This window comes from Trichlorobacter thiogenes, from assembly GCF_900167465.1.
Lineage (GTDB): Bacteria > Desulfobacterota > Desulfuromonadia > Geobacterales > Pseudopelobacteraceae > Trichlorobacter > Trichlorobacter thiogenes.
The window spans coordinates 527,398-547,829 of the sequence record NZ_FUWR01000001.1; the positions used below are offsets into that span (position 1 = coordinate 527,398).

A 20,432-nucleotide genomic window follows, 5' to 3' on the forward strand; every position below is an offset into this window, starting at 1 on the left:
CTCCTGCTCTCTCCGCTGCTCGATACAGTTTGTATACAGGAAAAACCTGCAAACTACTGCGGAGGTACGAATGAGTCAGCTAGGGCATTTTTTCGGCAACGGCATCAGTCGCCGGGATTTTATCAAGACCTGTGTGGCAACAACGGCGGTCATGGGGCTGCCGTTCAGCATGGCGGCCAAGGTGGCAGAGGCTGCCCAGGCGCCGGATCGGCCGCCGGTGATCTGGTTGCACTTTCAGGAATGTACCGGCTGTTCTGAATCGCTGCTGCGGGCCAATCATCCGGCTCCGGCCACCCTGCTGCTGGAGATGATTTCGCTGGATTACCACGAAACCTTGATGGCCGGTTCCGGCCACCAGGCTGAAAAGTCGCTGCACGATTCCATGAAGGCCAATCATGGCAAGTATATCCTGATCGTGGAAGGGGCCATCCCCACCAAGGAAAACGGCATCTACTGCAAGGTGGGGGGCAAGACCGCCCTGGAATCGCTGCGCAAGGCAGCCGAGGGGGCAGCTGCCATTATTTCAATCGGTACCTGTGCCAGCTATGGCGGTATTCAGGCTGCTCCGCCCAACCCCACCGGCGCTGTAGGGGTACGGGATATCATCAAGGACAAGCCGATCATCAACATCCCCGGCTGCCCCCCTTCGCCCTACAACCTGCTTTCCACGGTGCTGTATTTCCTGACCTTTAAAAAGCTGCCGGAACTGGATGAGATGGGCCGCCCCAAGTTTGCCTATGGCCGCCGGATTCATGAGCATTGTGAGCGTCGTCCACACTTTGATGCAGGCCGCTTTGCCAAGGCCTTTGGTCACGAGACCCATGCCCAGGGCTACTGTCTCTACAAGCTGGGCTGCAAAGGGCCAGCCACCTATGCCAACTGCTCTGTGCAGCGTTTTAACGACGTGGGGGTCTGGCCGGTTTCAGTGGGGCACCCCTGTATCGGCTGTACTGAGCCGGATATCCTGTTCCGCACCGCCATTGCTGACAAGGTCCAGATCCATGAGCCAACGCCGTTTGACAGCTATGCGCCGGTGGATCTGAAGGATAAGGGCAAAGGGGCCAGTCCGGTTACCACCGGTATTCTGGGCCTGGCTGCCGGTGCTGCCCTGGGGGCCGGTGCCATGATGGCCCGCAAGCTGCCGGATGCGGAACAACCTGCTGAGCACGGGCAGGGAGGCGACCATGAGCCAAAAGAGTAGGCGCGAGTTCCTGAAGCTGGCAGGTCTGGCCGGTGCAGGACTGGTGGCTGCGCCTGCCGTGGCTCTGGCGGGTCACCCGGTGGCCGGTGCCAATGATGAAGAGCTGGGCATGCTGTACGATGCCACCAAATGTGTTGGCTGCAAGGCCTGCATGTCAGCCTGCAAGCGCGTGAACGGTGATTATGGTTCCCTGTCCTATGAGCAGGCCAAGTTTGATCCTGACAAGCTCTGGGATGCCCCCCAGGATCTGACCGGCTCCACCCGTACCCTGATCAAGCTGGTCAAAGACACCCCCAAGGAGTGGTCCTATGTGAAGTACTCCTGCATGCACTGCCAGAAGCCATCCTGCGTCTCGGTCTGCCCGGTGGCTGCCATGACCAAGGACAAGATCACCGGCATTGTGGACTACAACAAAAACACCTGCATCGGCTGCCGCTACTGCCAGATCGCCTGTGCCTTCAACATACCTAAATTTCAGTGGGAAAAGGCGATCCCCCAGATTGTGAAATGCGACCTCTGCAAGAACACCAATCTCAAGCAGAAGGGGATCTCAGCCTGTGCCGAGGTCTGCCCCACCGGTGCGATCATGTTCGGCAAGCGCAAGGATCTGCTGGCTGAGGCAAAAAAACGGCTGGCCGAACATCCCAAGCAGTATGTCAACCATATCTACGGCGAGCATGAGCTGGGGGGCACCAATCACCTCTACCTGGCTGCACTGCAGTTCAAGAAGCTGGGCCTGCCGGAGCTGAAGGGAGAGGCACCGGCCGAGTTTTCTGAAAAGATCCAGCACACCATTTACAAGGGCTTTATTGCTCCAATCGCCCTCTACAGCACGCTCTGCTTCATTGCGGTCAGAAACATGAAAAAGGGTAATGGCCATGCTGAAGAACAGAAGAAAACCGATGATGGGGGGATCAATGAGCCACGATGAGTATCAGATTCACAAGGCAAAGATCCTGACACCTGCTTTCTGGGTGCTACTGACCCTGACGGTGATTGGGTTTGCCTTGATTGCGGTCCGCTTTATCTGGGGGATTGGCGCGGTTTCAAACTTAAGCGACGGCTATCCCTGGGGGATCTGGATCACCTATGATGTGGCCACCGGCACCGCCATTGCCTGCGGCGGGTATGCCGTGGCGATCCTGATCTATATCCGCAACAAGATGCACTACCACCCCCTGATCCGCTCAGCGGTGCTGACCTCGCTGTTCGGCTACGGCCTGGCCGGATTCTCAGTCATGGTGGATGTGGGTCGTCCCTGGAACGCCTACAACTTCTTTGTGCCCTCACAGTGGCAGGCCAACTCAGCCATGTTTGAGGTGGCGCTGTGCGTCATGGCCTACACCACCGTGCTGGCGATCGAGTTTTTACCGGCAGTGTTGACCCGGCTGCAGGAGACCAACTGGAGCAGGGCCCGTAGTTTTCTTGAAAAATACCATGGCCGCTTCGGACTGGACACGCCGGTGGTGCTGGAGAAGCTGGAAAAACTTGGCCAGCGTGCGCTCTGGTTGCAGCCCAGGCTGGACAAGGTGCTGATCTTTGTGATCGTGCTGGGGATCACCCTGCCCACCATGCACCAGTCCTCGCTGGGATCACTGCTGCTGATTGCCTCCACCAAGCTCTACCCGTTGTGGCACACCGGTTTTCTGCCGCTGTTGTTCCTGATCAACTGCATGTTCATCGGCTACTCCATCGCCATCCTGGAGTCGATCATCTCCTCCTACGGCTTTAAGCGCCCCTTTGAGATTGATCAGCTTTCCGGCCTGGCCTCGATCACCCCCTACCTGACCAGCATCTGGCTCTGCGTGGTGGTGGGTGATCTGGTCTGGCGCGGTCAGGTGGCCAATGCCCTGCGGTTTGATTTCTATTCCGCCTTTTTCCTGCTGGAGTTCGGGCTGGTAGCCACCGGCTCTCTGCTGTTGTTCTCAAAGAAACGGCGTCAGTCCCCCCGCTGGCTGTTCATTACCGCAGTCCTGATCGTGCTGGGTGGCGCCCTGTACCGCTTTAACGTCTACCTGATCGGCTTTAATCCCGGCCAGGGCTGGCGGTACTTCCCGTCTTTGGCAGAGCTGATGATCACGGTCGGGATCGTGGCGTTCGAGATCCTGGGGTATCAGGTGCTGGTCAAGCTGTTCCCGGTTCTGCCACGGCTGCATGGCCATGAAGTGGTGGAAAAGGTGTAATAACCGCAAAAAACAAAAAATATTGGCCGCGAAGGATCGCAAAGAACACAAAGATTAAAGACAGGGGTTGAATCAGTAACTCATTTTATTTTGATCTGATTTTAATGGATTTACTCAATAAAGACTTTTTTGAGTCCCTTGCGTTCTTTTGCGGCAAACAGATAAGGAGATCAAACAGATGGCGCGAATCACGATAGACCCGATTACCCGCATTGAAGGACACCTGCGGATCGATGTTGAAGTAACCAACGGACAGGTCAGTAAGGCCTGGTCATCAGCCCAGATGTGGCGCGGTATTGAGACCATTCTCAAGGATCGCCCGCCCCAGGATGCCTGGATCTATGCCCAGCGTTTCTGCGGGGTTTGCACCACGGTGCATGCCATCTCCTCGATCCGTTCCGTGGAGCATGCCCTCAAGGTTGAGGTGCCGCTGAATGCCCAGTACATCCGCAACATCATCATGGCCCAGCATTCGGTGCAGGACCACATCGTCCATTTCTACCACCTCTCGGCCCTGGACTGGGTGGACATTGTCTCAGCATTGAAGGCTGATCCCAAGAAGGCCGCCTCCATCGCCCAGTCGGTCTCGGACTGGCCCGGCAACAGTGAGAAAGAGTTCAGTGATGTGCAGAAGCGGCTGAAGGCCTTTGTGGATTCCGGCAAACTGGGGATCTTTGCCTCCGGTTACTGGGGCCACCCGGCCATGATCCTGCCACCGGAGATCAACCTGATCGCCACCGCCCACTACCTGAAGGCGCTGGATTATCAGCAGAAGGCAGCCCAGGCGGTTGCTATTCTGGGGGGTAAGAACCCCCATATCCAGAACCTCTGCGTGGGTGGTGTGGCTACGGCCCTGAACATGGAAAACCTGGCCACCATCAACATGGAGCGGATCGCCTACCTGAAGGCGCTGATGACCGAGACCCGCGACTTTGTCAAAAAAGTCTACTACCCGGATCTGCTGGTGATCGGCAAGGCGTACAAGGAGTGGTTCAAACATGGCAAAGGGGTGGTCAATTACCTGGCCGTGCCTGAGTTCCCGGAGGATACCAAAAACACCAGCTTTGCCCTGCCGGGCGGCCTGATCATGGGGGGGGATGTTGCCAAGGCCCGCATCATCAGTAACCATCAGGACCAACAGCTGATCGGCAGCATCAAGGAATCAGTTGCCTGTGCCTGGTATGAAGGCAAGTCATCCCTGCATCCCTGGGAAGGCGAGACCAAGCCGGACTACACCGACTTCCAGGAAAACGGCAAGTATTCCTGGTGCAAGGCACCTCGCATCGACGGCAAGCCGATCCAGGTCGGGCCGGTAGCCCAGTTGTTGGCAGGCTATGCTGCCGGTAACCAGCGGGTACGCAAGCTGGTGGACAGCACCTGCAAGGCTGCCGGGGTCGGGGTGGCTGACCTGCACTCCACCATGGGCCGCCTGGCTGCCCGTGGCATCCGCGCCCATCTGCTGTCTGACCTGTCACTGGAATACCTGGACAAGCTGGTGGACAACGTCGGCAAGGGGGATAAGGCCTATGCCAACCATACCGAGATCCCGTCCGGTGAGCATCGCGGCGTCGGCTTCCACGAGGCGCCTCGGGGCGTGCTGTCCCACTGGATGGTGATCAAGGACAAGAAAATCAAGAACTATCAGGCCGTGGTCCCCTCCACCTGGAACGCCTCACCACGGGATGCCGAAGGCAATGCCGGTCCCTATGAGGCCTCGCTGCTGGGCAACCCGGTGGCCAAGCCGGATCAGCCACTGGAGGTACTGCGCACCGTACACTCCTTTGACCCCTGCATCGCCTGTGCGGTGCATACTATTGACCCGGAAGGAAAAGAGATCACGAAGGTAAAAGTGGTGTAAGCAACCCCTTGATTGCCGCGAAAGAGCGCAAAGAACGCAAAATTGACACAGAAAGAGCAATTTACCGCAGAGAAAGGCAGGAGGAAGATCCTTTTCCGTTTTAGATTCAAAACCAAATTTTCTTGGTTTTCCTCTGTGAACCTCTGCGGCCTCTGTGGTAAACGCTTTTCTTTGAGATCCTTGCGTTCTTTTGCGGCCATAAATGAAAGCAGGTACGTATGAAAGTTCTGATTTTTGGTGCAGGTAATCTGTTGCTGTCCGACGAGGGTTTCGGGGTCCATCTGGTCAAGTATCTGGCCGACAACTACAGCTTTGATGACGATGTAGAGCTGTACGACGGCGGTACCCTGGGCTTCATGGCCTCCCACAAGCTGGAAGAGGCTGGCCGGGTCTACATGGTGGATGTGATCACCACCCCCGGCGAACCGGGGGCGCTCTTCCGCTTTGAAAAGGATGCCTTTATCGGCCGCACCATCCCGATCAAGATGTCGCCCCACCAACTGGGGATTCAGGAGATGCTGCTGTTATCCGAAATCAGGGGTCGTTGCCCGGATCAGGTCACCCTGTTCGGGATAGTGCCCAAGAGCTATGAGGCAGGGATTGAGCTGTCACCGGAGCTGGCAGTACGTCTGCCCCAGCTGGCAGGTATGATTCAGCAAGAACTGCAGGCGGAAGGGATTAAAATGGAAGCCCGCTGCTAACGGGCTTCCAACCTGCACTCTACGGCCTGTTTGGCTGCCTTCCATTGTTTTTATTACCTCAATTGATCGTAATGTTTTCGACGGTGATTGTTCCGCTTTTTACGATAAAGGGACTTGTTATAACGGTCTGACCGACGTTGTTCGAGTACGTGGCGTTATATCCGCCCTTGAGTGTTACTGATGCACCGTACAGGTCAAAGGCCTGGGTATTGTCGTATGTCGTTGCCTGCATCTGGATGACGTCGTTATTTATTGCTGCGGCATAAGCCTGCTGTAAAGAGCTAAAGTACGTCGGAGGTGAACCGGCGATCCTCATGGTTCCTGTTACGGGTGTTGCGTCAAAGTTGGCGGTAATGGTTCTGGAGCCGTTCAGGGTAAATGTCAGCGGCCCATTGAGAGAGCTTGCATCCCCGCTCCATGAGCTGAAGGTGTAGCCCGTAGCAGGCGTTGGAGATAACGTTACAAGAGAGCCGATACTGTAGTTACAGCCGACTGAACAATCAGGAGTTACGGTCCCCGCTCCCGGTGGGGAGACGGTCGTTGTCAGTGTCAGTAGATTCCCATACAGGCTGGCGGTATAGGGAGCCCCGGCGTTATGGCTGATCGTCAATGTACCGGTTTCCATGGACGTTCCTCCGTCGGTAAAGGAAACTGTGATGATGCAGGTTTGACCGGCGGCGAGGTTGGTCGGACAGGTGTTACTTTGATCAAATCCGGGGCTGATGGTGATAACAGGCGTGAGTGAATTGCCGGTGATGTTCTTCAGAGTCATCGTTTGAGGCGGGCTGGCTGAGGTTTCAAAGTAAAGCAGATCAGGAACCAGGGGAGATTCACCGCTGCCAATCAGCACTTTTGAAGTAAAGGGAGCCAGAGTGAGATTACCCGTAATCTGGTTTTGATCTAAGTCCAGATATCTTTTGTTGCCCAGATCAATCTGCTGGCTGTTTTTGGTGTCGTTGTAAAGGATGGCCGATAGCGGGGTGTCGCCTGAGTTCTGGGTGAACCAGTTGGTTTTAGAGTGGCTGTCCAGGCTGCTGAAACTTTTCCATCCCGCAAAGGTGTAGCGGGTCCAATTGGGACCATACCCGATATGGTTGGTGATATAAGGCTGGAAAAAATAATTGTAATCCGAGGACAGTAGATTACTGAGGCTTGGCGTATATACTGTCCAGGCGTTGTTGGTCAGGCCATACATAATGTTGTTGCTGACGGTGGCCCGGGTGTTGCTGCCCGCCAGATTGATCTGGCCGGTATACATAGTTCCGGCGGCGGCGTTGTAAACCGTATTTTGCCGGATCTGACCGGTAGATTCCTGATATAAAATACCGGTAAAGGTAGTGTTGATAATCGAATTGCCCGTAACCAGCACGTCCCGTGAATAATTGTCGATATAAAGCCCCATCCCAAACAACGGGCGATAGGTGCTGTTGCAACCATCCGTATTGCCGGGGATATCAACAATGATATTGTTGCTGATCGTAAGGTCATGTACGGCTGAAGCAGCTAGGTTGTCATTGCCAAAAGTACGCACCCCGCCGCAATCGCCTTTGGTGTAACAGGCCTGCGTAATAACATTGCGATCAAGGGTATTGTGATGGCCGAACAGATCCACGCCGTTGTAGGCGATCTGCTCCAGTCGGTTACCGGTGATAGTATTATTGTTGCCGGTGTCGTCAGCCTTATCAATTTTTATCCGAATCCCGTCGCCATCCTCCGTGCAAGAGCCTCCACTTGCGTCATAGGCGCAGCCCAACCCGGCCGCTCCCAGGTTTTTCACCAGACCAACATTCCGAATAACATTGTCAATCAGGGTTGACTGCCGTGCGTAAACGTTGATACCCATACTGTTGGCGCGCTCGATGGTATTAGTGCTAACGGTAAGATTATAGCCTCCGCGCCAACCATCGGGTCGGCCATCCTGCGCGCTGTAAACCCACGTCATCAGGTTTATTCCGATACCATCAACATCCATGACACTATTGTTTTGCAAGGTAAGATGATGATTTTCGTAACCTGCCAAATTGGTGGGCGTAGCGATGCCGTGTCGAAACCAGCGGCGCACATCCAGATTTTCAACTCCAACATACGAAATGCCGCTGCCGGTCAAATCTTGCCCCAACATGACCCCGCCCCAGGAACGGTCATCAGTTTTCAAAACAACAGAACCCTCAATCTGACCGGCGGCTGGCGTGCCCAGTTCAGTATAGAGGTAAACCCGGTTGTTGGCCGGGTTGTAATACCACTCCCCCTCGCGGTCAAGCGTGCTTAGGTGGTTATTAAGAAAATAGCCCCAACCGGTGCAGTTGCCGTCCCAGCAATCGAGATTAGCGCCCACAGTCAGGGTTGAGCCGGAGTCGGCGGTCACTTGACGGTTGAGTATATACCAGCGCATCCCCTTAATATGCGCCACAGCGCCACTCCAATCACCGGTCGGAAGCTGGGCATCAGTGAATCGGTTGGCCGCAGGTTGGCTGTCAATGGTCGCGTAACCATCACCGGCATCAAGGTTAGGCCAGCGGCCCAGGGTAAGCCGGTCGCTATTGCGGAAAAGCTGGTTGACACCATGGGGAAATTTACCCGCATTGGCCCCGGCTGACAGGTCGGCATAATAAATAGTGCCGCTATAAGCAGACCAGCCACTAATGGATTGTGCGCCGGATACTATGGGTTTATTGATGCAACCGGCAGGGTAGGAACCGAAAGTGATCAGATTCGTCTCCGTCCCCGACTTAGTAATGGTCAGCATCTCCCCACGCCAAGTATCGCCGCATTTGAACAGCACCGTGTCGCCGGGCTGCAACGCCAGCGCGTTCACTTTAGCTATTGTTTTGAAGGGACCATCCGAACCTGTCCCTGATGACAGGCCGGTGTTGCTATCTGTGCCCTCGCTTGAGGAAACATAATAGGTGGTGTTAGTCGCGTAGATCTTGCTCTCTAAGCTGGTAACCGTGGGTATGGATGAGGCCTTAACAACCTGTTCGCTAGACGCGGCGACCACACCTTGGTAAGCATCGGTAGATTGGGGCGAGTGATCGGTATAGGACCCGGTGTCAGCGGCCCAGACTTTTTTAGGCGGGAGAGGATGCCCCAGTATAAGCCCTAGCGCCAACAACCATATGAAAACGCGTGCTTGAGAAGCTGTTTTCAGTCTCAGCATAGCTTTCCTCCCTTGGCCATAAGAAAATCAGCCCCCATAACCGGTTAACAGACAACATCGGGCCACCCTTGAATATTGAAAAGGTCATCACCTGAAGCATACTATTCTGCTTTAAAGAGTGGCCGCTTTGTATTTGAACGGTGTGGGCGGTGAGCGGGATTCACCGCTCCACCGGCCTGGTTGGGCTTATCCATTTGATTTCAGGAGATTCTATGATCCCGCTGAAATAATCAGTTTCAGAGCCTTTGCTCATCTCAACTGTCACTACTTGATCGGATGCATTGAAATATACTCGTCGGATGTGAATGCCATGATCGTCACCAGTATAAGGACCTTCCTTAATTTTCGAATATGAATAAACTACATGCTTGGGAATACGTAGAGACTCTTTCGGCTTTCCAAATAATTCGAAAATTCGTTTTGAATCTAGTCCTATCAGTTCGGCATTATTCATCTTAGTGTAACCATTATTGAATACAAAACTAACCTTGTCCTCCTCCGAGAACCAAATTCCAAGGAAAGCGTCTTTTCCATTTCCACCTACACCATGAAATTCTGCAGCTGAAGGATCAAGGCCAGCGTTACCATTAGTAAAAATCAAACAGTGTAAAAAGTTGATTTGTTTTATGTAAAGCGGTTCGCCAAGTAATTCTCTTACTTTCTGCATGTTAGTCCCAGGCTTGAGCGATGAAAGTTTGCAGTCTGAATATGGCACAGAAGCAAATATAGTGTTGAAGTTGTAATCGGTTACTTCAGGAGGGGAGCAATGCGCTGATTTATTGAACATCAGAAAAGGAGCCGCAACTATGATAATGCAACATATTATCCACTTACTCAATTTCAGTTCTCCTTTGCCCAACTCGTAATTCACCGGTTCACGCGCGCACGCGCGTGAACCACTCATCCCCCAAAATGGAACATTTCTTCAGGTCATTTTCAGTAAGCCGGTTAGAGCAAAGATGTACCATGAAAACCCGAACATGCAATCCGAATTTTCATGGTAAAACCTTGCCAGAAAGCTCATTTATCGGTCTGAAACAGGCCGGTTAAGAATACTGATCACCTCTGTGGCGATGAAAACACGGTCCCGTATGTGGCTCAACAACTCCGTTCTCTCGCATGATGTTCAAAGCGGCATTGGCCGTCGGGAATGAGGTGTTGAACACCTGCTGGATTGAGCGAACCGTGACAACCGGGTGAGCGATGAGGTATTCAGGGAGCCGGTGGGGCGTGTTGGAGGCCCGCTGCCAGCAGACCTCCAACCCCATTTAGATAAAAACTGAAAGGTTGCGATTACTGGCGGGATTTCTTCAGGTCGTCGTAGCATTTCCAGCGTTTATAGTTGTTGTCGTTCTGCTCATTCCAGAAGCAGTCTACCGCCTGTTTATCTGCCTTCCACTGTTTGTAGCACGCAAGCCCCTGGGGCTTGGAACATTCTTCCACCAGCGTACAGCCACAATCCTCCGGTGTTGGGCCGCATTGCCGCTCAAGAAATGCGGTCACGGTATCCTGGCCTTTGGGGCAGGTGAAGACCGGACCGTTTTCCATACAGGGGCCGATCACCACACCAGGTCCAAAGAGCAGATCCTTGCGAGACCAGCAGGCAGCTGCCTGTTTGCGCACCTTGCACTCTTCCGGCTCAACGGTGCCGGACAGCCCGAACTTGGGCTTGCCGTATTTTGCACAATCAAGCATTTTGGTGGTGGTGCCGATCCGCACTTCGCATTCCTTTGAGCTGCCGTTACGGCAACAGACACTGGCTCTTTCAAACAGCCGACAGCCGCACTTCTGCAGTTCAACCACGTCATAATCCCAGCAGGTCCCCACCGGAGTCAGATATTTTTTACCATTCAGCTCATTGGTGGGGCGCTGCCCACCCCTGTTTTTCAGCTCCAGTACCCGGCCTTTGACATTATGCTGCTGCTCCCAGAGACTGGTAACCTGTGCCTTGGTCGGCTCTGCAACAGCAGGTTGAGCAAACATACCAACTGCGGTGAGTACGCCGCATACCAACAAGAATAACAATCTCATGGTGCCTCCTGTCATGCTTCAAGAGAGTATCTGGTACATACGCTGAACTATAGCGGAGAATTCAACTGCCGCAACCTGCTGCAGAAAAATTACCGTAAAACCCCTCCCGGTGGGTACTTCTGCCTGACCACCAGAGCCGGATCAAAGCCCTGCTGTTTGGCCCGCTGGAGAATGGCGGCATAGAGGGTATCGTCCATGGTGCGGGTTCTGCTGAGAATCCAGAAGTATTTGCGGTTGGGGGTGCCGATCACGGCATACTCGTACTCCCTGCCCAGCTCAATAATCCAGTAGTCTCCCCGGAACGGCCAGAAGAAGGAGACCTTCAACTTCGCATTGCTGGCACTGTCAACCACCCAGGCATGGCCCTTTGACTGGCGCTGTTTGCCATCCCCGCTATCCTTGCAGCGGTTCAGTACCTCAATATCGCCGTCATCCCGCAATGTATAAATGGCACTGCTCTCCAGGCAGCCTTTTTGAAATCGGTTCGGATAGCGGGCTATCTCATACCACTGCCCAAGGTAGCGTTTCAGATCAACCTTCTGCACGGTCTGCAAAGGCGGTAGACCGGTGTCAGCCTGCGCCGATCGTCCGCCCAGGCAAACGGCTGCTATGAAAATCAGTGCAAAAAACAGTGCAACTTTCATGGTGTGCCCTACTTTCTGTTGAGCCAGGAAAAAGCAATTGCCCCGCGTGAGTAACTGCCGTTTTAAGGTTGAACTTCCTGTCATCTACTGGTACTGCCTAAACTATTACTACAGCAGTGTACCAGATTTTCAGCCAGTACAGCTGCCCAAACGAGGGAACCATGCCAACCATCCAACAACAGGCCGCACGCAATCTGACCAAACTACGGGAAACCAGACCGCTGATCCATAATATCACCAACTTTGTGGTGATGAACTTCACTGCCAACATCCTGCTGGCAGCCGGTGCTTCGCCGGTCATGGCCCATGCAGAAAATGAGGTGGAAGAGATGGTTGGCTTTGCCAGAGCGTTGGTACTGAACATCGGCACCTTAACCGATGACTGGGTTGATGCTATGGTCAAGGCCGGCAAAAAGGCCACCAGCCTGGGGGTGCCGATCATCCTTGATCCGGTGGGTGCTGGAGCCACGGCGCTGCGTACCAATGCAGCCAAACGGATACTGGCAGAGACGAAAGTCAGCGTGGTGCGGGGTAATGCCTCCGAGATCCTGGCACTGGCCGGTGCCCAGACCAACACCAAAGGGGTGGATGCTGCTGATTCGGTTGGTCAAGCCACAGACCAGGCGATCCGGCTGGCTACAGAGCTGGGGGTGCCGGTGGCCATTACCGGGCCACAGGATCTGATCACCGATGGTAAGCGGGTGATCAGGGTCAACAACGGCCATGCTTTGATGAGTAGCATCACCGGTACCGGCTGCGGCGCCACCGCCATCATTGGCGCCTTTAGCGGGGTTGATCCTGATCCGGTCTCTGCTGCTGCAACAGCCCTGGCCTACTATGGGCTGGCTGGCCAGCGGGCAGCGGCTGATGCCAATGGCCCTGGCTCCTTTATGATCCGCTTTCTGGATGCCCTGTATAACTTGCCCCCTGAGGAGCTTGAGCGCGATGCGCGAATCAGTGAATAGCTGGCTGTTGCTGAATCTGGTCACTGACCGCTCCCTAAGCCAAGGGCGGTCGTTGGTGGAGGTGGTGGCTGAAGCCGTGGCTGGCGGCGTCACCTGTGTGCAGTTACGGGAAAAAACCTGTAGCACCCGCCAGTTTCTGGATGAGGCGCTGGCGCTGAAGGCATTGCTGCAGCCACTGAGGGTGTCGCTGATCATCAATGACCGGGTGGATATTGCCATGGCAGTTGGTGCAGATGGTGTGCATCTGGGACAGAGCGATATGCCGATCAGCCATGCCCGCCATCTGCTGGGGCCGGACTGCCTGATCGGGATTTCAGCTGAATCGGTGCAGGATGCGCTTGCAGCAGAACAGCAGGGGGCAGACTACATCGGCATCAGCCCGGTCTTCAGCACCCCCACCAAGACCGACACAGCCCCGGCTTTAGGGCTGAATGGTATCAGGCAGATCCGTGAACTGGTCCGTATCCCGCTGGTGGGGATTGGCGGTATCAACCTGACTAATGCGCGGCAGGTCATTGCAGCCGGTGCTGATGGGGTTGCGGTGGTCTCGGCCATTATGGCGGCGGAATCACCGCGACAGGCGGCAGAGGTAATCAGGCGGGAGCTGGGGTAATGGGGCTGCGGATGACCTACCGCGCATGCTTAACGCTCGGCCACGAGCCTGAGCACGTGTTGGGCATTTTCACTTGATAATCAAGCCAGTTCTATCCCCAATACCCCTTTCAATTTAGTTCGATAGTACCACTGACCAAATACTTAAGATTCGCTTTAAAATCACCTTTTTCCAACTTAGGTATGAACTCTCAAACGTCGACTTAAACTTACCAATTCTAGTCTCCGCAGAGCGCATTATCATTTGCGTAGCATAATGAGCTCCCCTCCAGTTTGGTTACTATGAATGCACCTCTGGTTTTGCGGTAGATGGTATGGCCGTAATAGGGACAGGCCACCTTGCGTGGTAGCTTGGTATGTCCGTGATTGCTTCAATACACTCACGCAAAACAAAAGGCCCCCCATTACCGGAAGGCCTTTTGTCGTACTTACCTTATTGCCACTGTGGAGACTACTTCTTCTCGCAGCTGTCTTCGAAGCTGAGTGCTGCCAGCTTCTGGTAGTAGGCAAGGTGTGCCTTGGACCACTCACCGGCCTTCTTCATCATTGCCTCTGCCCCTTTGGGGTTGGCCTTCTTGAGCATCCGGTAACGGTTTTCGTTATTGGTGTACTCTTCGAAGCTGATGGTTGGGGCCTTGCTGTCCAGTTGCAGCGGGTTTTTACACTCGGCTGCCAGGGCAGGATTGTAGCGGTACAGCGGCCAGTAGCCAGACTGTACGGCCTTCTTCTGGGCATCAACACCGGCAGTCATATCAATGCCGTGGGCGATACAGTGGGAGTAGGCAATGATCAGTGACGGACCATCAAAGGCCTCGGCCTCAAGCATGGCCTTAACGCACTGAGCTGGGTTGGACAGTGCTACGGTGGCCACATAGACCGAACCGTAGGACATGGCGATCATGCCCAGGTCTTTCTTGGCCATCCCTTTACCGCCAGCAGCAAACTGGGCTACTGCACCGATCGGGGTGGACTTGGAAGCCTGGCCGCCGGTGTTGGAGTAGACTTCGGTATCCAGAACAAACAGGTTGATGTTCTTGCCGGAAGCGATGACATGGTCCAGACCACCGAAACCGATATCGTATGCCCAGCCGTCACCACCGATACACCAGACTGATTTCTTAACCAGATAATCAGCAATCGGTGCCAGCAGCTTGGCAGTGGCATCTTTACTGCCTTTGATGGCTGCCTTCAGCTTCTCAACCCGGCCACGCTGGGCTTCGATGCCTGCCTGGGTGGATTGATCAGCAGCAAGGATCTCTTTGAACAGCTTTGCATTGGCAGCAAAGGCCTTGTTCTCAGACAGGGTTACCAGATACTCACCGGCAGACTTGGTGAACTGGTCAACGGTCAGACGCATACCGTAACCAAACTCGGCATTGTCCTCAAACAGGGAGTTTGACCAGGCCGGGCCACGACCATCAGCACGCTGTGCATAGGGGGTGGTAGGCAGGTTGCCGCCGTAGATGGAAGAGCAACCGGTTGCGTTGGCAACGATCATCCGATCGCCGAACAGCTGGGTCAACAGCTTGAGGTACGGAGTCTCGCCACAACCGGCACAGGCACCGGAGAACTCGAACAGCGGGCGGACCAGCTGGTTGTTGCTGAGGGTATCCAGTTTGAGCGTACTTGCATCAACATCAGGCAGCTTCAGGAAGAAATCGAAGTTTTCTGCCTCAGAGGCACGCAATGGTGGCTGGAAGGTCATATCCAGCGCCTTGTGCTCTGCATTGGTCTTGTCCTTGGCAGGACAGTTGTGGGCACAGGCGCCGCAACCGGTACAATCTTCCGGTGCAACCTGTACGGTCAGCTTCTTGCCTTCCTGACCCTTGATCTTGCAATCAGCAGACTTGAAGGTCTTGGGAGCATCCTTCAGCAGTTTGCCGTCAAAAGATTTCATCCGCACTGCTGCGTGTGGGCAGACAAAGGAGCAGATACCGCACTGGATACAGAGTTTCTCATCCCAAACCGGGATTTCAGTGGCGATGTTGCGCTTCTCGTACTGTGAAGTTGCAGTGGGGAAGGTACCATCAGCAGGCATCTTGGACACCGGCAGCTGGTCGCCCAGACCGGCCACGATCACACCGGTAACATCCTTGACGAACTTAGGAGCCTTGCTGGAAACAGCAGCAGCCATCTTCAGCTTGCTGGATGCCTTGCTCGGTACCTTTACTTCATAGAAGTTGTTCAGGCCGGCATCAACCGCCTTGTAGTTCATCTCCAGAACTTTTTCGCCAGCCTTGCCATAGGACTTCTTGATGGCGCCTTTGATGGAATCAACCGCATCTTTCAGCGGAATGATATTGGAGATCTTGAAGAACGCGGTCTGCATGATCACGTTAATACGGGGTCCGAGGCCGATTTCATTGCCCAGCTTAACGCCATCGATCACGTAGAACTTGAGTTTCTTGGCTATAATCTGCTGCTGTACTTCCTTCGGCATGGTGTCCCATACCTCTTCCGCAGAGAAAGGGGCGTTCAGCAGGAAAGTTGCGCCGGTCTTGGCTTTGGCCAGCATGTCGTACTTCTCCAGGAAGGAGAAGTTGTGGCAGGCCACAAAGTCTGCCTCTTGCACCAGGTACGGGGCGCGGATCGGCTTTTTACCAAAACGCAGGTGCGAGGTGGTCATGGAACCGGCCTTCTTGGAGTCATACACAAAGTAAGCCTGAGCGTTGTTATTGGTTTCTTCACCAATGATCTTGATGGAGTTCTTGTTGGCGCCAACAGTACCGTCGGAACCGAGACCGAAGAACATCGCCTCATAGGTGCCGGGCATCGGGTTGGTGAAGGAGTAATCAACCTTGAGGCTGCTATTGGTGACATCTTCCTCAATACCAACCACAAACTTGTTCTTTGGCTTGGCTGACTTCAGGTTGTCCAGCACGGCCTTGGCCATGGCCGGGTTGAACTCTTTGGAACCGAGACCATAACGACCACCAACGATGACCGGATAGCCCTTCATCTTCAGCTTGCCGGAAGCCATTGCCTCGCCGATGGCGGTGCGAACATCCAGATAGATCGGTTCGCCCAGTGAACCAGGCTCTTTGGTACGATCCAGAACAGCAATCTTTTTGACGGTCTTTGGCAACGCCTTGATGAAGGCGTCCAGTGGGAAGGGGCGATACAGACGGATTTTCACCACGCCGACCTTCTCACCTTTTTTAGCCAGGTTCTCAACAGTGTCCTGAACAACATCAGCACCGGAACCCATCACCACCACAACACGCTCGGCATCCTTGGCGCCAACATAATCAACCAGCTTGTACTTGCGGCCGGTCAGCTTGCCAAACTTGTCCATCTCTTCCTGAACAATCTTCTCGCAAACAGGGTAGAAGGGGTTGACGGTCTCGCGACCCTGGAAGTAGACGTCCGGGTTTTGGGCAGTACCACGCATGACCGGCTTGTCAGGGTTCAGGCCCCGTGCCTTATGCTCAGCGATCAGCTTATCGTCAACCATGGCCCGCATCTCATCAAAGGAGAGCTCAACCACTTTCTGGATTTCGTGGGAGGTGCGGAAACCATCAAAATAATGCAGGAACGGAAGCCGGGCACGCAGGGTGGAGGACTGGGCGATCAGGGCAAAGTCCATAACCTCTTGCACGTTGTTGGAGCAGAGGAAGGCCCAGCCAGTTGAGCGGCAGGACATTACGTCGGAATGGTCACCGAAGATCGACAGTGCCTGGGCAGCGATGGCGCGAGCCGAGACATGGAATACGGTGGAGGTCAGCTCGCCGGCGATCTTGAACATGTTGGGGATCATCAGCAAGAGGCCCTGGGAGGCGGTGAAGGTGGTGGTCAGAGCGCCAGCCTGCAGGGCGCCGTGCACAGCACCGGCTGCGCCGCCTTCTGACTGCATCTCAACCACGGACGGGACGTTGCCCCAAATGTTCTTCTCACCCACGGCGCTTTTGGCGTCGGAGATCTCACCCATGACCGAGGACGGGGTAATCGGGTAAATGGCAATAACTTCGTTGGTGGCGTGGGCCACGTGGGCTGCGGCGGTGTTACCGTCGATGGTGACCATCTTCTTGCTCATGCTGCTCCTCCTGTTGATGTGGTACTGATAATGTCCGATGCTGAACGGATCTAAAGTTCGCTTCTTCCCTTCATGGCCCACTGCACTGTGGCAGGGTCCACAAATTCGATATCACTGCCCAGCGGGATGCCGTGTGCCAGCCGGGTGACCCTGACCCCCAGCGGCTTTAGCTGTCGCGCCAGGTAAAGGGCGGTTGTTTCACCTTCCACCGTAAAGTTGGTGGCAATCACCACCTCCTCCACCGTGCCCTGTTCAATCCGCGTCAGAAGTTCCTTGATCCGCAGATCATCAGGATTGACGCCATGTAACGGCGAAATCGCCCCCTGCAGCACATGGTAGCTACCGTGATAGGCGTTGCTCCGTTCCAGAGCCAGCATATCCTGCGAGGTCTCAACCACACAGATCACACTGCTGTCACGGCTGCCGGTGCAGATGGGACAGGGGTCCTGCTCAGTCAGTGCAAAACAGACAGAACAGGCACACACCCGCTCCTGGACCTGAACAAGCGCCTCTGCCAGGGAACCAAGATTCTGGGGTGACTTAAGGAGATGAAATGCCAGGCGCAGGGCGGTACGTTCGCCAATCCCGGGAAGTTTCTTCAGTTCTCCCACCAGCCGTGTCAATGTTGGGGCATGTTGTAGCATAGAATAATGGCCAGATAAAACAATTTTTTATAATTATAGTGTGGTTAAAAATATGCAGACGAAGGGAGCCCCGCGTCTGCACGTTTCCATTGAAATCAGCCAGTTCAATTACAGCACGAGTAAAAGCTGGATAACTAGAACAGGCCGGGAATACTCATGCCGCCGGTGATTTTTGACATCTCTCCGGACAGCTCGGCATGTACTGTTTTTAATGCCTCGTTTACGGCTGCGATGATCAGATCCTGCAGCATCTCAACATCATTGGGATCAACCGCCTCAGGCTTGATGGTCAGTGATTTAATCTCATTCTTACCGTTCACCACAACGGTTACAGCCCCACCGCCAGCTGTTGCAGAAGCCTCTTTCAGGGCTGCTTCTTCCTGCAGTTTCGCCATCTTCTGCTGGATCATCTGGGCCTGCTTCATAATTCCTGCCAAACCTTTAGACATGGTGTAACTCCTCCTTTGGTGTCATCTGAAACGATGTTACGCTACACAGCATTACAGCTCTTTAATTTCAACGATCTCTCCACCAAGTACCCGTAATGCCTCTTGCACCACCGGGTGCTCATTTACTTCACGCTGGATTGAGTCCCGTCGCTGCTCCTCATCATGCTTTTTTTTTTCAGCCAGTGAACAGGGGGATGCACCATCGCCAGCCGCTGTAATCGACACGACCTTGACCACGGTGGGCTGGTGCATGTACAGGGCAGCCAGTGCATCAACCGCTTTTTTGTTATCAACATCCTGCAGGCTGGTCAGATAGTAGGAGCCTTCCGGAAAGCCGATCTCGATCCGATCCGGGGCATAGGCCAAGGGTGAGCCATGCTCAAGCAGTGCCCCTAAAGCAGGTTTCTGCTCCAGGCAGAAGGTGACAAAACGCTCCCACCCCCCGCCAACACCACCAGCAGGTGCCACCGGTGCTGGTGCAACTGACGCAGCAGCAGCTTCCTGACGGGGTGGAGCTATGTTTCTGGGGGTTGATTGCTGCGCCGTAGCCGGGGCAGACCACAGCTCCGGGGTCGTCTGGGCAATGCCGGTTTCCAGATGTTTAATCCGATCAAGCAGCTGTTGGATCGGCAGCACCGGTTGCAGGTTCGCCATCTTCAGCAGGGCCATCTCCAGCAACAACCGCGGAAACGAGGCGTGGGCCATCTCACCTTCAGCCTTAACCAGCAGGGTCAGGCGACGCTGAATATCGGCAGCACTCTGTTCCCCGGCCTGCTGTCGCAACTCTTCAAGCTCTGCTTCTGCCAGATCAAGGATCTCGCCAGGTTTGGGAACCGAGCGGATAATCAGCAGATTGCGGAAATGGATGATCAATTCCTGGGTAAACTGGCGCACATTATAGCCAAAGGCATCCACCCGGCGCACACCTTCCAGCGCCCCCTGGGTATTGCCAGCAAAGACCGCGCTGGAAAGCTCTGCCAAAAGGCGTCGATCCACCACCCCAACCAGCGTGGCCACATCCTCATCAGCCACGGTATTGCCGCAGAAGGCCAGCACCTGATCAAAACAGGTGATGGAATCCCGCATGCTGCCGTCACCCTTGCGGGCAACCAGAGCCAGAGCGGCATCACTGATGACGATCCCTTCCTGATCAGCAATCTCGCGCAGACGACCAACAATCTTGATCAGCGGCACCCGTTTGAAATCAAAACGCTGGCAGCGGGAGAGGATGGTAATCGGCAGTTTGTGCGGTTCAGTGGTGGCAAAGATGAACTTGACGTGGGGCGGCGGTTCTTCCAGCGTCTTCAACAGGGCGTTGAAGGCGTTGGTGGAGAGCATGTGCACTTCGTCAATGATATAGATCTTGTAGCGGCTGTGGGAGGGGAGATAGCGGCTGTTGTCCCGCAGTTCACGGACATCATCCACACCGGTGTTGGAGGCACCGTCAATCTCGAAGACATCGGTGGAGCTGCCGTCAGTGATCTCTTTGCACTGTGGACAGACATTGCAGGGCTCCAGCGAAACACCCTGCTCACAGTTAAGGGCCTTGGCCAGAATACGGGCCGTACTGGTCTTGCCAACCCCCCGGGCACCACTGAACAGAAAGGCATGGGCTACCCGGCCGGTATCAATGGCATTCTGCAGGGTACGGCTGACATGCTCCTGACCGGTTAATCCGGCAAAGGTTTGTGGGCGATATTTGCGGGCAAGGACTTCGTAGGACACGGGTGACTTCCTGAACGTGGACATGCAGTACAAATAAGTTGTGGACGGAGATGATAGCCGGGTTTACCTGCGGCACACAGCGACAGCCGCTGCCGTTGCTTCCTTCCGGACCTGGCGGAGTTCACAGCCTGCCGTTGCGCAGGGCCCGGCTATCATCTCCGTCCACAAACAGAAAATGCTGAGGATTGAGCAGGTTGTCTGCATACCATACCGCTACGGTTTTGTCAAA

General features: G+C 54.7%; 15 protein-coding genes and 1 other RNA gene. 7 read left to right on the top strand and 9 right to left on the bottom strand.

All coding sequences use genetic code 11. The features are described 5' to 3' along the window. The first annotated feature begins 70 nt into the window (after positions 1 to 70). The 5 genes from B5D39_RS02575 (at position 71) to B5D39_RS02595 (ending at position 5,943) form a co-directional block, all read left to right on the top strand. The gene (locus B5D39_RS02575; RefSeq protein WP_078788818.1) at positions 71 to 1,201 is read left to right on the top strand and encodes a hydrogenase small subunit; all 1,131 of its coding nucleotides are present in this window, start codon (positions 71 to 73) and stop codon (positions 1,199 to 1,201) included. Continuing rightward, positions 1,185 to 2,132, top strand: coding sequence for a hydrogenase 2 operon protein HybA (gene hybA / locus B5D39_RS02580; protein ID WP_078788819.1), 948 nt, complete (start codon positions 1,185 to 1,187; stop codon positions 2,130 to 2,132). Before B5D39_RS02575 ends, hybA begins: the two co-directional genes overlap by 17 nt. Then, complete coding sequence (gene hybB / locus B5D39_RS02585) at positions 2,119 to 3,384, top strand: Ni/Fe-hydrogenase cytochrome b subunit (RefSeq protein WP_078788820.1); 1,266 nt, start codon at positions 2,119 to 2,121, stop codon at positions 3,382 to 3,384. The genes hybA and hybB overlap by 14 nt, the downstream gene beginning before the upstream one ends. Positions 3,385 to 3,562: 178 nt before the next feature. Continuing rightward, entirely contained in the window at positions 3,563 to 5,242 is a 1,680-nt protein-coding gene (locus B5D39_RS02590) for a nickel-dependent hydrogenase large subunit (protein WP_078788821.1), read from the top strand. 218 nt (positions 5,243 to 5,460) lie between these two features. Next, complete coding sequence (locus B5D39_RS02595) at positions 5,461 to 5,943, top strand: HyaD/HybD family hydrogenase maturation endopeptidase (protein WP_078788822.1); 483 nt, start codon at positions 5,461 to 5,463, stop codon at positions 5,941 to 5,943. A gap of 58 nt (positions 5,944 to 6,001) precedes the next feature. Here B5D39_RS02595 and B5D39_RS02600 read toward each other — a convergent pair whose 3' ends face one another. The 4 genes from B5D39_RS02600 to B5D39_RS02620 form a co-directional block, all read right to left on the bottom strand. After that, on the bottom strand, positions 6,002 to 9,100 hold the full coding sequence (locus tag B5D39_RS02600) for an InlB B-repeat-containing protein (RefSeq protein WP_139366647.1): 3,099 nt from the start codon (positions 9,098 to 9,100) through the stop codon (positions 6,002 to 6,004). Between the two features lie 160 nt (positions 9,101 to 9,260). Further along, on the bottom strand, positions 9,261 to 9,938 hold the full coding sequence (locus tag B5D39_RS02610; protein WP_078788825.1) for a hypothetical protein: 678 nt from the start codon (positions 9,936 to 9,938) through the stop codon (positions 9,261 to 9,263). A gap of 455 nt (positions 9,939 to 10,393) precedes the next feature. Further along, positions 10,394 to 11,131, bottom strand: a complete 738-nt coding sequence (locus B5D39_RS02615; RefSeq protein WP_078788826.1) for a hypothetical protein — start codon at positions 11,129 to 11,131, stop codon at positions 10,394 to 10,396. A gap of 89 nt (positions 11,132 to 11,220) precedes the next feature. Beyond that, on the bottom strand, positions 11,221 to 11,775 hold the full coding sequence (locus B5D39_RS02620) for a lipocalin family protein (RefSeq protein ID WP_078788827.1): 555 nt from the start codon (positions 11,773 to 11,775) through the stop codon (positions 11,221 to 11,223). Between the two features lie 161 nt (positions 11,776 to 11,936). On the opposite strand from B5D39_RS02620, the gene thiM reads away from it, so the two are divergent. Both thiM and thiE read left to right on the top strand, forming a co-directional pair. Then, complete coding sequence (gene thiM, locus B5D39_RS02625) at positions 11,937 to 12,740, top strand: hydroxyethylthiazole kinase (RefSeq protein ID WP_078788828.1); 804 nt, start codon at positions 11,937 to 11,939, stop codon at positions 12,738 to 12,740. Beyond that, positions 12,721 to 13,353, top strand: a complete 633-nt coding sequence (gene thiE, locus B5D39_RS02630; RefSeq protein WP_078788829.1) for a thiamine phosphate synthase — start codon at positions 12,721 to 12,723, stop codon at positions 13,351 to 13,353. Before thiM ends, thiE begins: the two co-directional genes overlap by 20 nt. 450 nt (positions 13,354 to 13,803) lie before the next feature. Here the strand turns inward: thiE and nifJ are convergent, their stop codons facing one another. From nifJ to ffs, 5 genes are all read right to left on the bottom strand, one after another. Continuing rightward, complete coding sequence (gene nifJ / locus B5D39_RS02635) at positions 13,804 to 17,385, bottom strand: pyruvate:ferredoxin (flavodoxin) oxidoreductase (protein ID WP_078788830.1); 3,582 nt, start codon at positions 17,383 to 17,385, stop codon at positions 13,804 to 13,806. Positions 17,386 to 17,435: 50 nt separating this feature from the next. Continuing rightward, entirely contained in the window at positions 17,436 to 18,029 is a 594-nt protein-coding gene (recR, locus tag B5D39_RS02640) for a recombination mediator RecR (protein WP_078788831.1), read from the bottom strand. A 134-nt stretch (positions 18,030 to 18,163) separates the two neighbouring features. Continuing rightward, complete coding sequence (locus tag B5D39_RS02645; RefSeq protein WP_078788832.1) at positions 18,164 to 18,478, bottom strand: YbaB/EbfC family nucleoid-associated protein; 315 nt, start codon at positions 18,476 to 18,478, stop codon at positions 18,164 to 18,166. A 51-nt stretch (positions 18,479 to 18,529) separates the two neighbouring features. Further along, positions 18,530 to 20,203, bottom strand: coding sequence for a DNA polymerase III subunit gamma/tau (gene dnaX, locus B5D39_RS02650; protein ID WP_078788833.1), 1,674 nt, complete (start codon positions 20,201 to 20,203; stop codon positions 18,530 to 18,532). Between the two features lie 52 nt (positions 20,204 to 20,255). Next, positions 20,256 to 20,354, bottom strand: an RNA gene (ffs, locus tag B5D39_RS02655) — signal recognition particle sRNA small type. Between the last annotated feature and the right edge of the window lie 78 nt (positions 20,355 to 20,432).

Coding starts and splice junctions, on each gene's coding strand:
- B5D39_RS02575 (WP_078788818.1), top strand. CDS start 71: ATGAGTCAGCTAGGGCATTTTTTCGGCAACGGCATCAGTCGCCGGGAT.
- hybA (WP_078788819.1), top strand. CDS start 1,185: ATGAGCCAAAAGAGTAGGCGCGAGTTCCTGAAGCTGGCAGGTCTGGCC.
- hybB (WP_078788820.1), top strand. CDS start 2,119: ATGAGCCACGATGAGTATCAGATTCACAAGGCAAAGATCCTGACACCT.
- B5D39_RS02590 (WP_078788821.1), top strand. CDS start 3,563: ATGGCGCGAATCACGATAGACCCGATTACCCGCATTGAAGGACACCTG.
- B5D39_RS02595 (WP_078788822.1), top strand. CDS start 5,461: ATGAAAGTTCTGATTTTTGGTGCAGGTAATCTGTTGCTGTCCGACGAG.
- B5D39_RS02600 (WP_139366647.1), bottom strand. CDS start 9,100: ATGCTGAGACTGAAAACAGCTTCTCAAGCACGCGTTTTCATATGGTTG.
- B5D39_RS02615 (WP_078788826.1), bottom strand. CDS start 11,131: ATGAGATTGTTATTCTTGTTGGTATGCGGCGTACTCACCGCAGTTGGT.
- B5D39_RS02620 (WP_078788827.1), bottom strand. CDS start 11,775: ATGAAAGTTGCACTGTTTTTTGCACTGATTTTCATAGCAGCCGTTTGC.
- thiM (WP_078788828.1), top strand. CDS start 11,937: ATGCCAACCATCCAACAACAGGCCGCACGCAATCTGACCAAACTACGG.
- thiE (WP_078788829.1), top strand. CDS start 12,721: ATGCGCGAATCAGTGAATAGCTGGCTGTTGCTGAATCTGGTCACTGAC.
- nifJ (WP_078788830.1), bottom strand. CDS start 17,385: ATGAGCAAGAAGATGGTCACCATCGACGGTAACACCGCCGCAGCCCAC.
- recR (WP_078788831.1), bottom strand. CDS start 18,029: ATGCTACAACATGCCCCAACATTGACACGGCTGGTGGGAGAACTGAAG.
- B5D39_RS02645 (WP_078788832.1), bottom strand. CDS start 18,478: ATGTCTAAAGGTTTGGCAGGAATTATGAAGCAGGCCCAGATGATCCAG.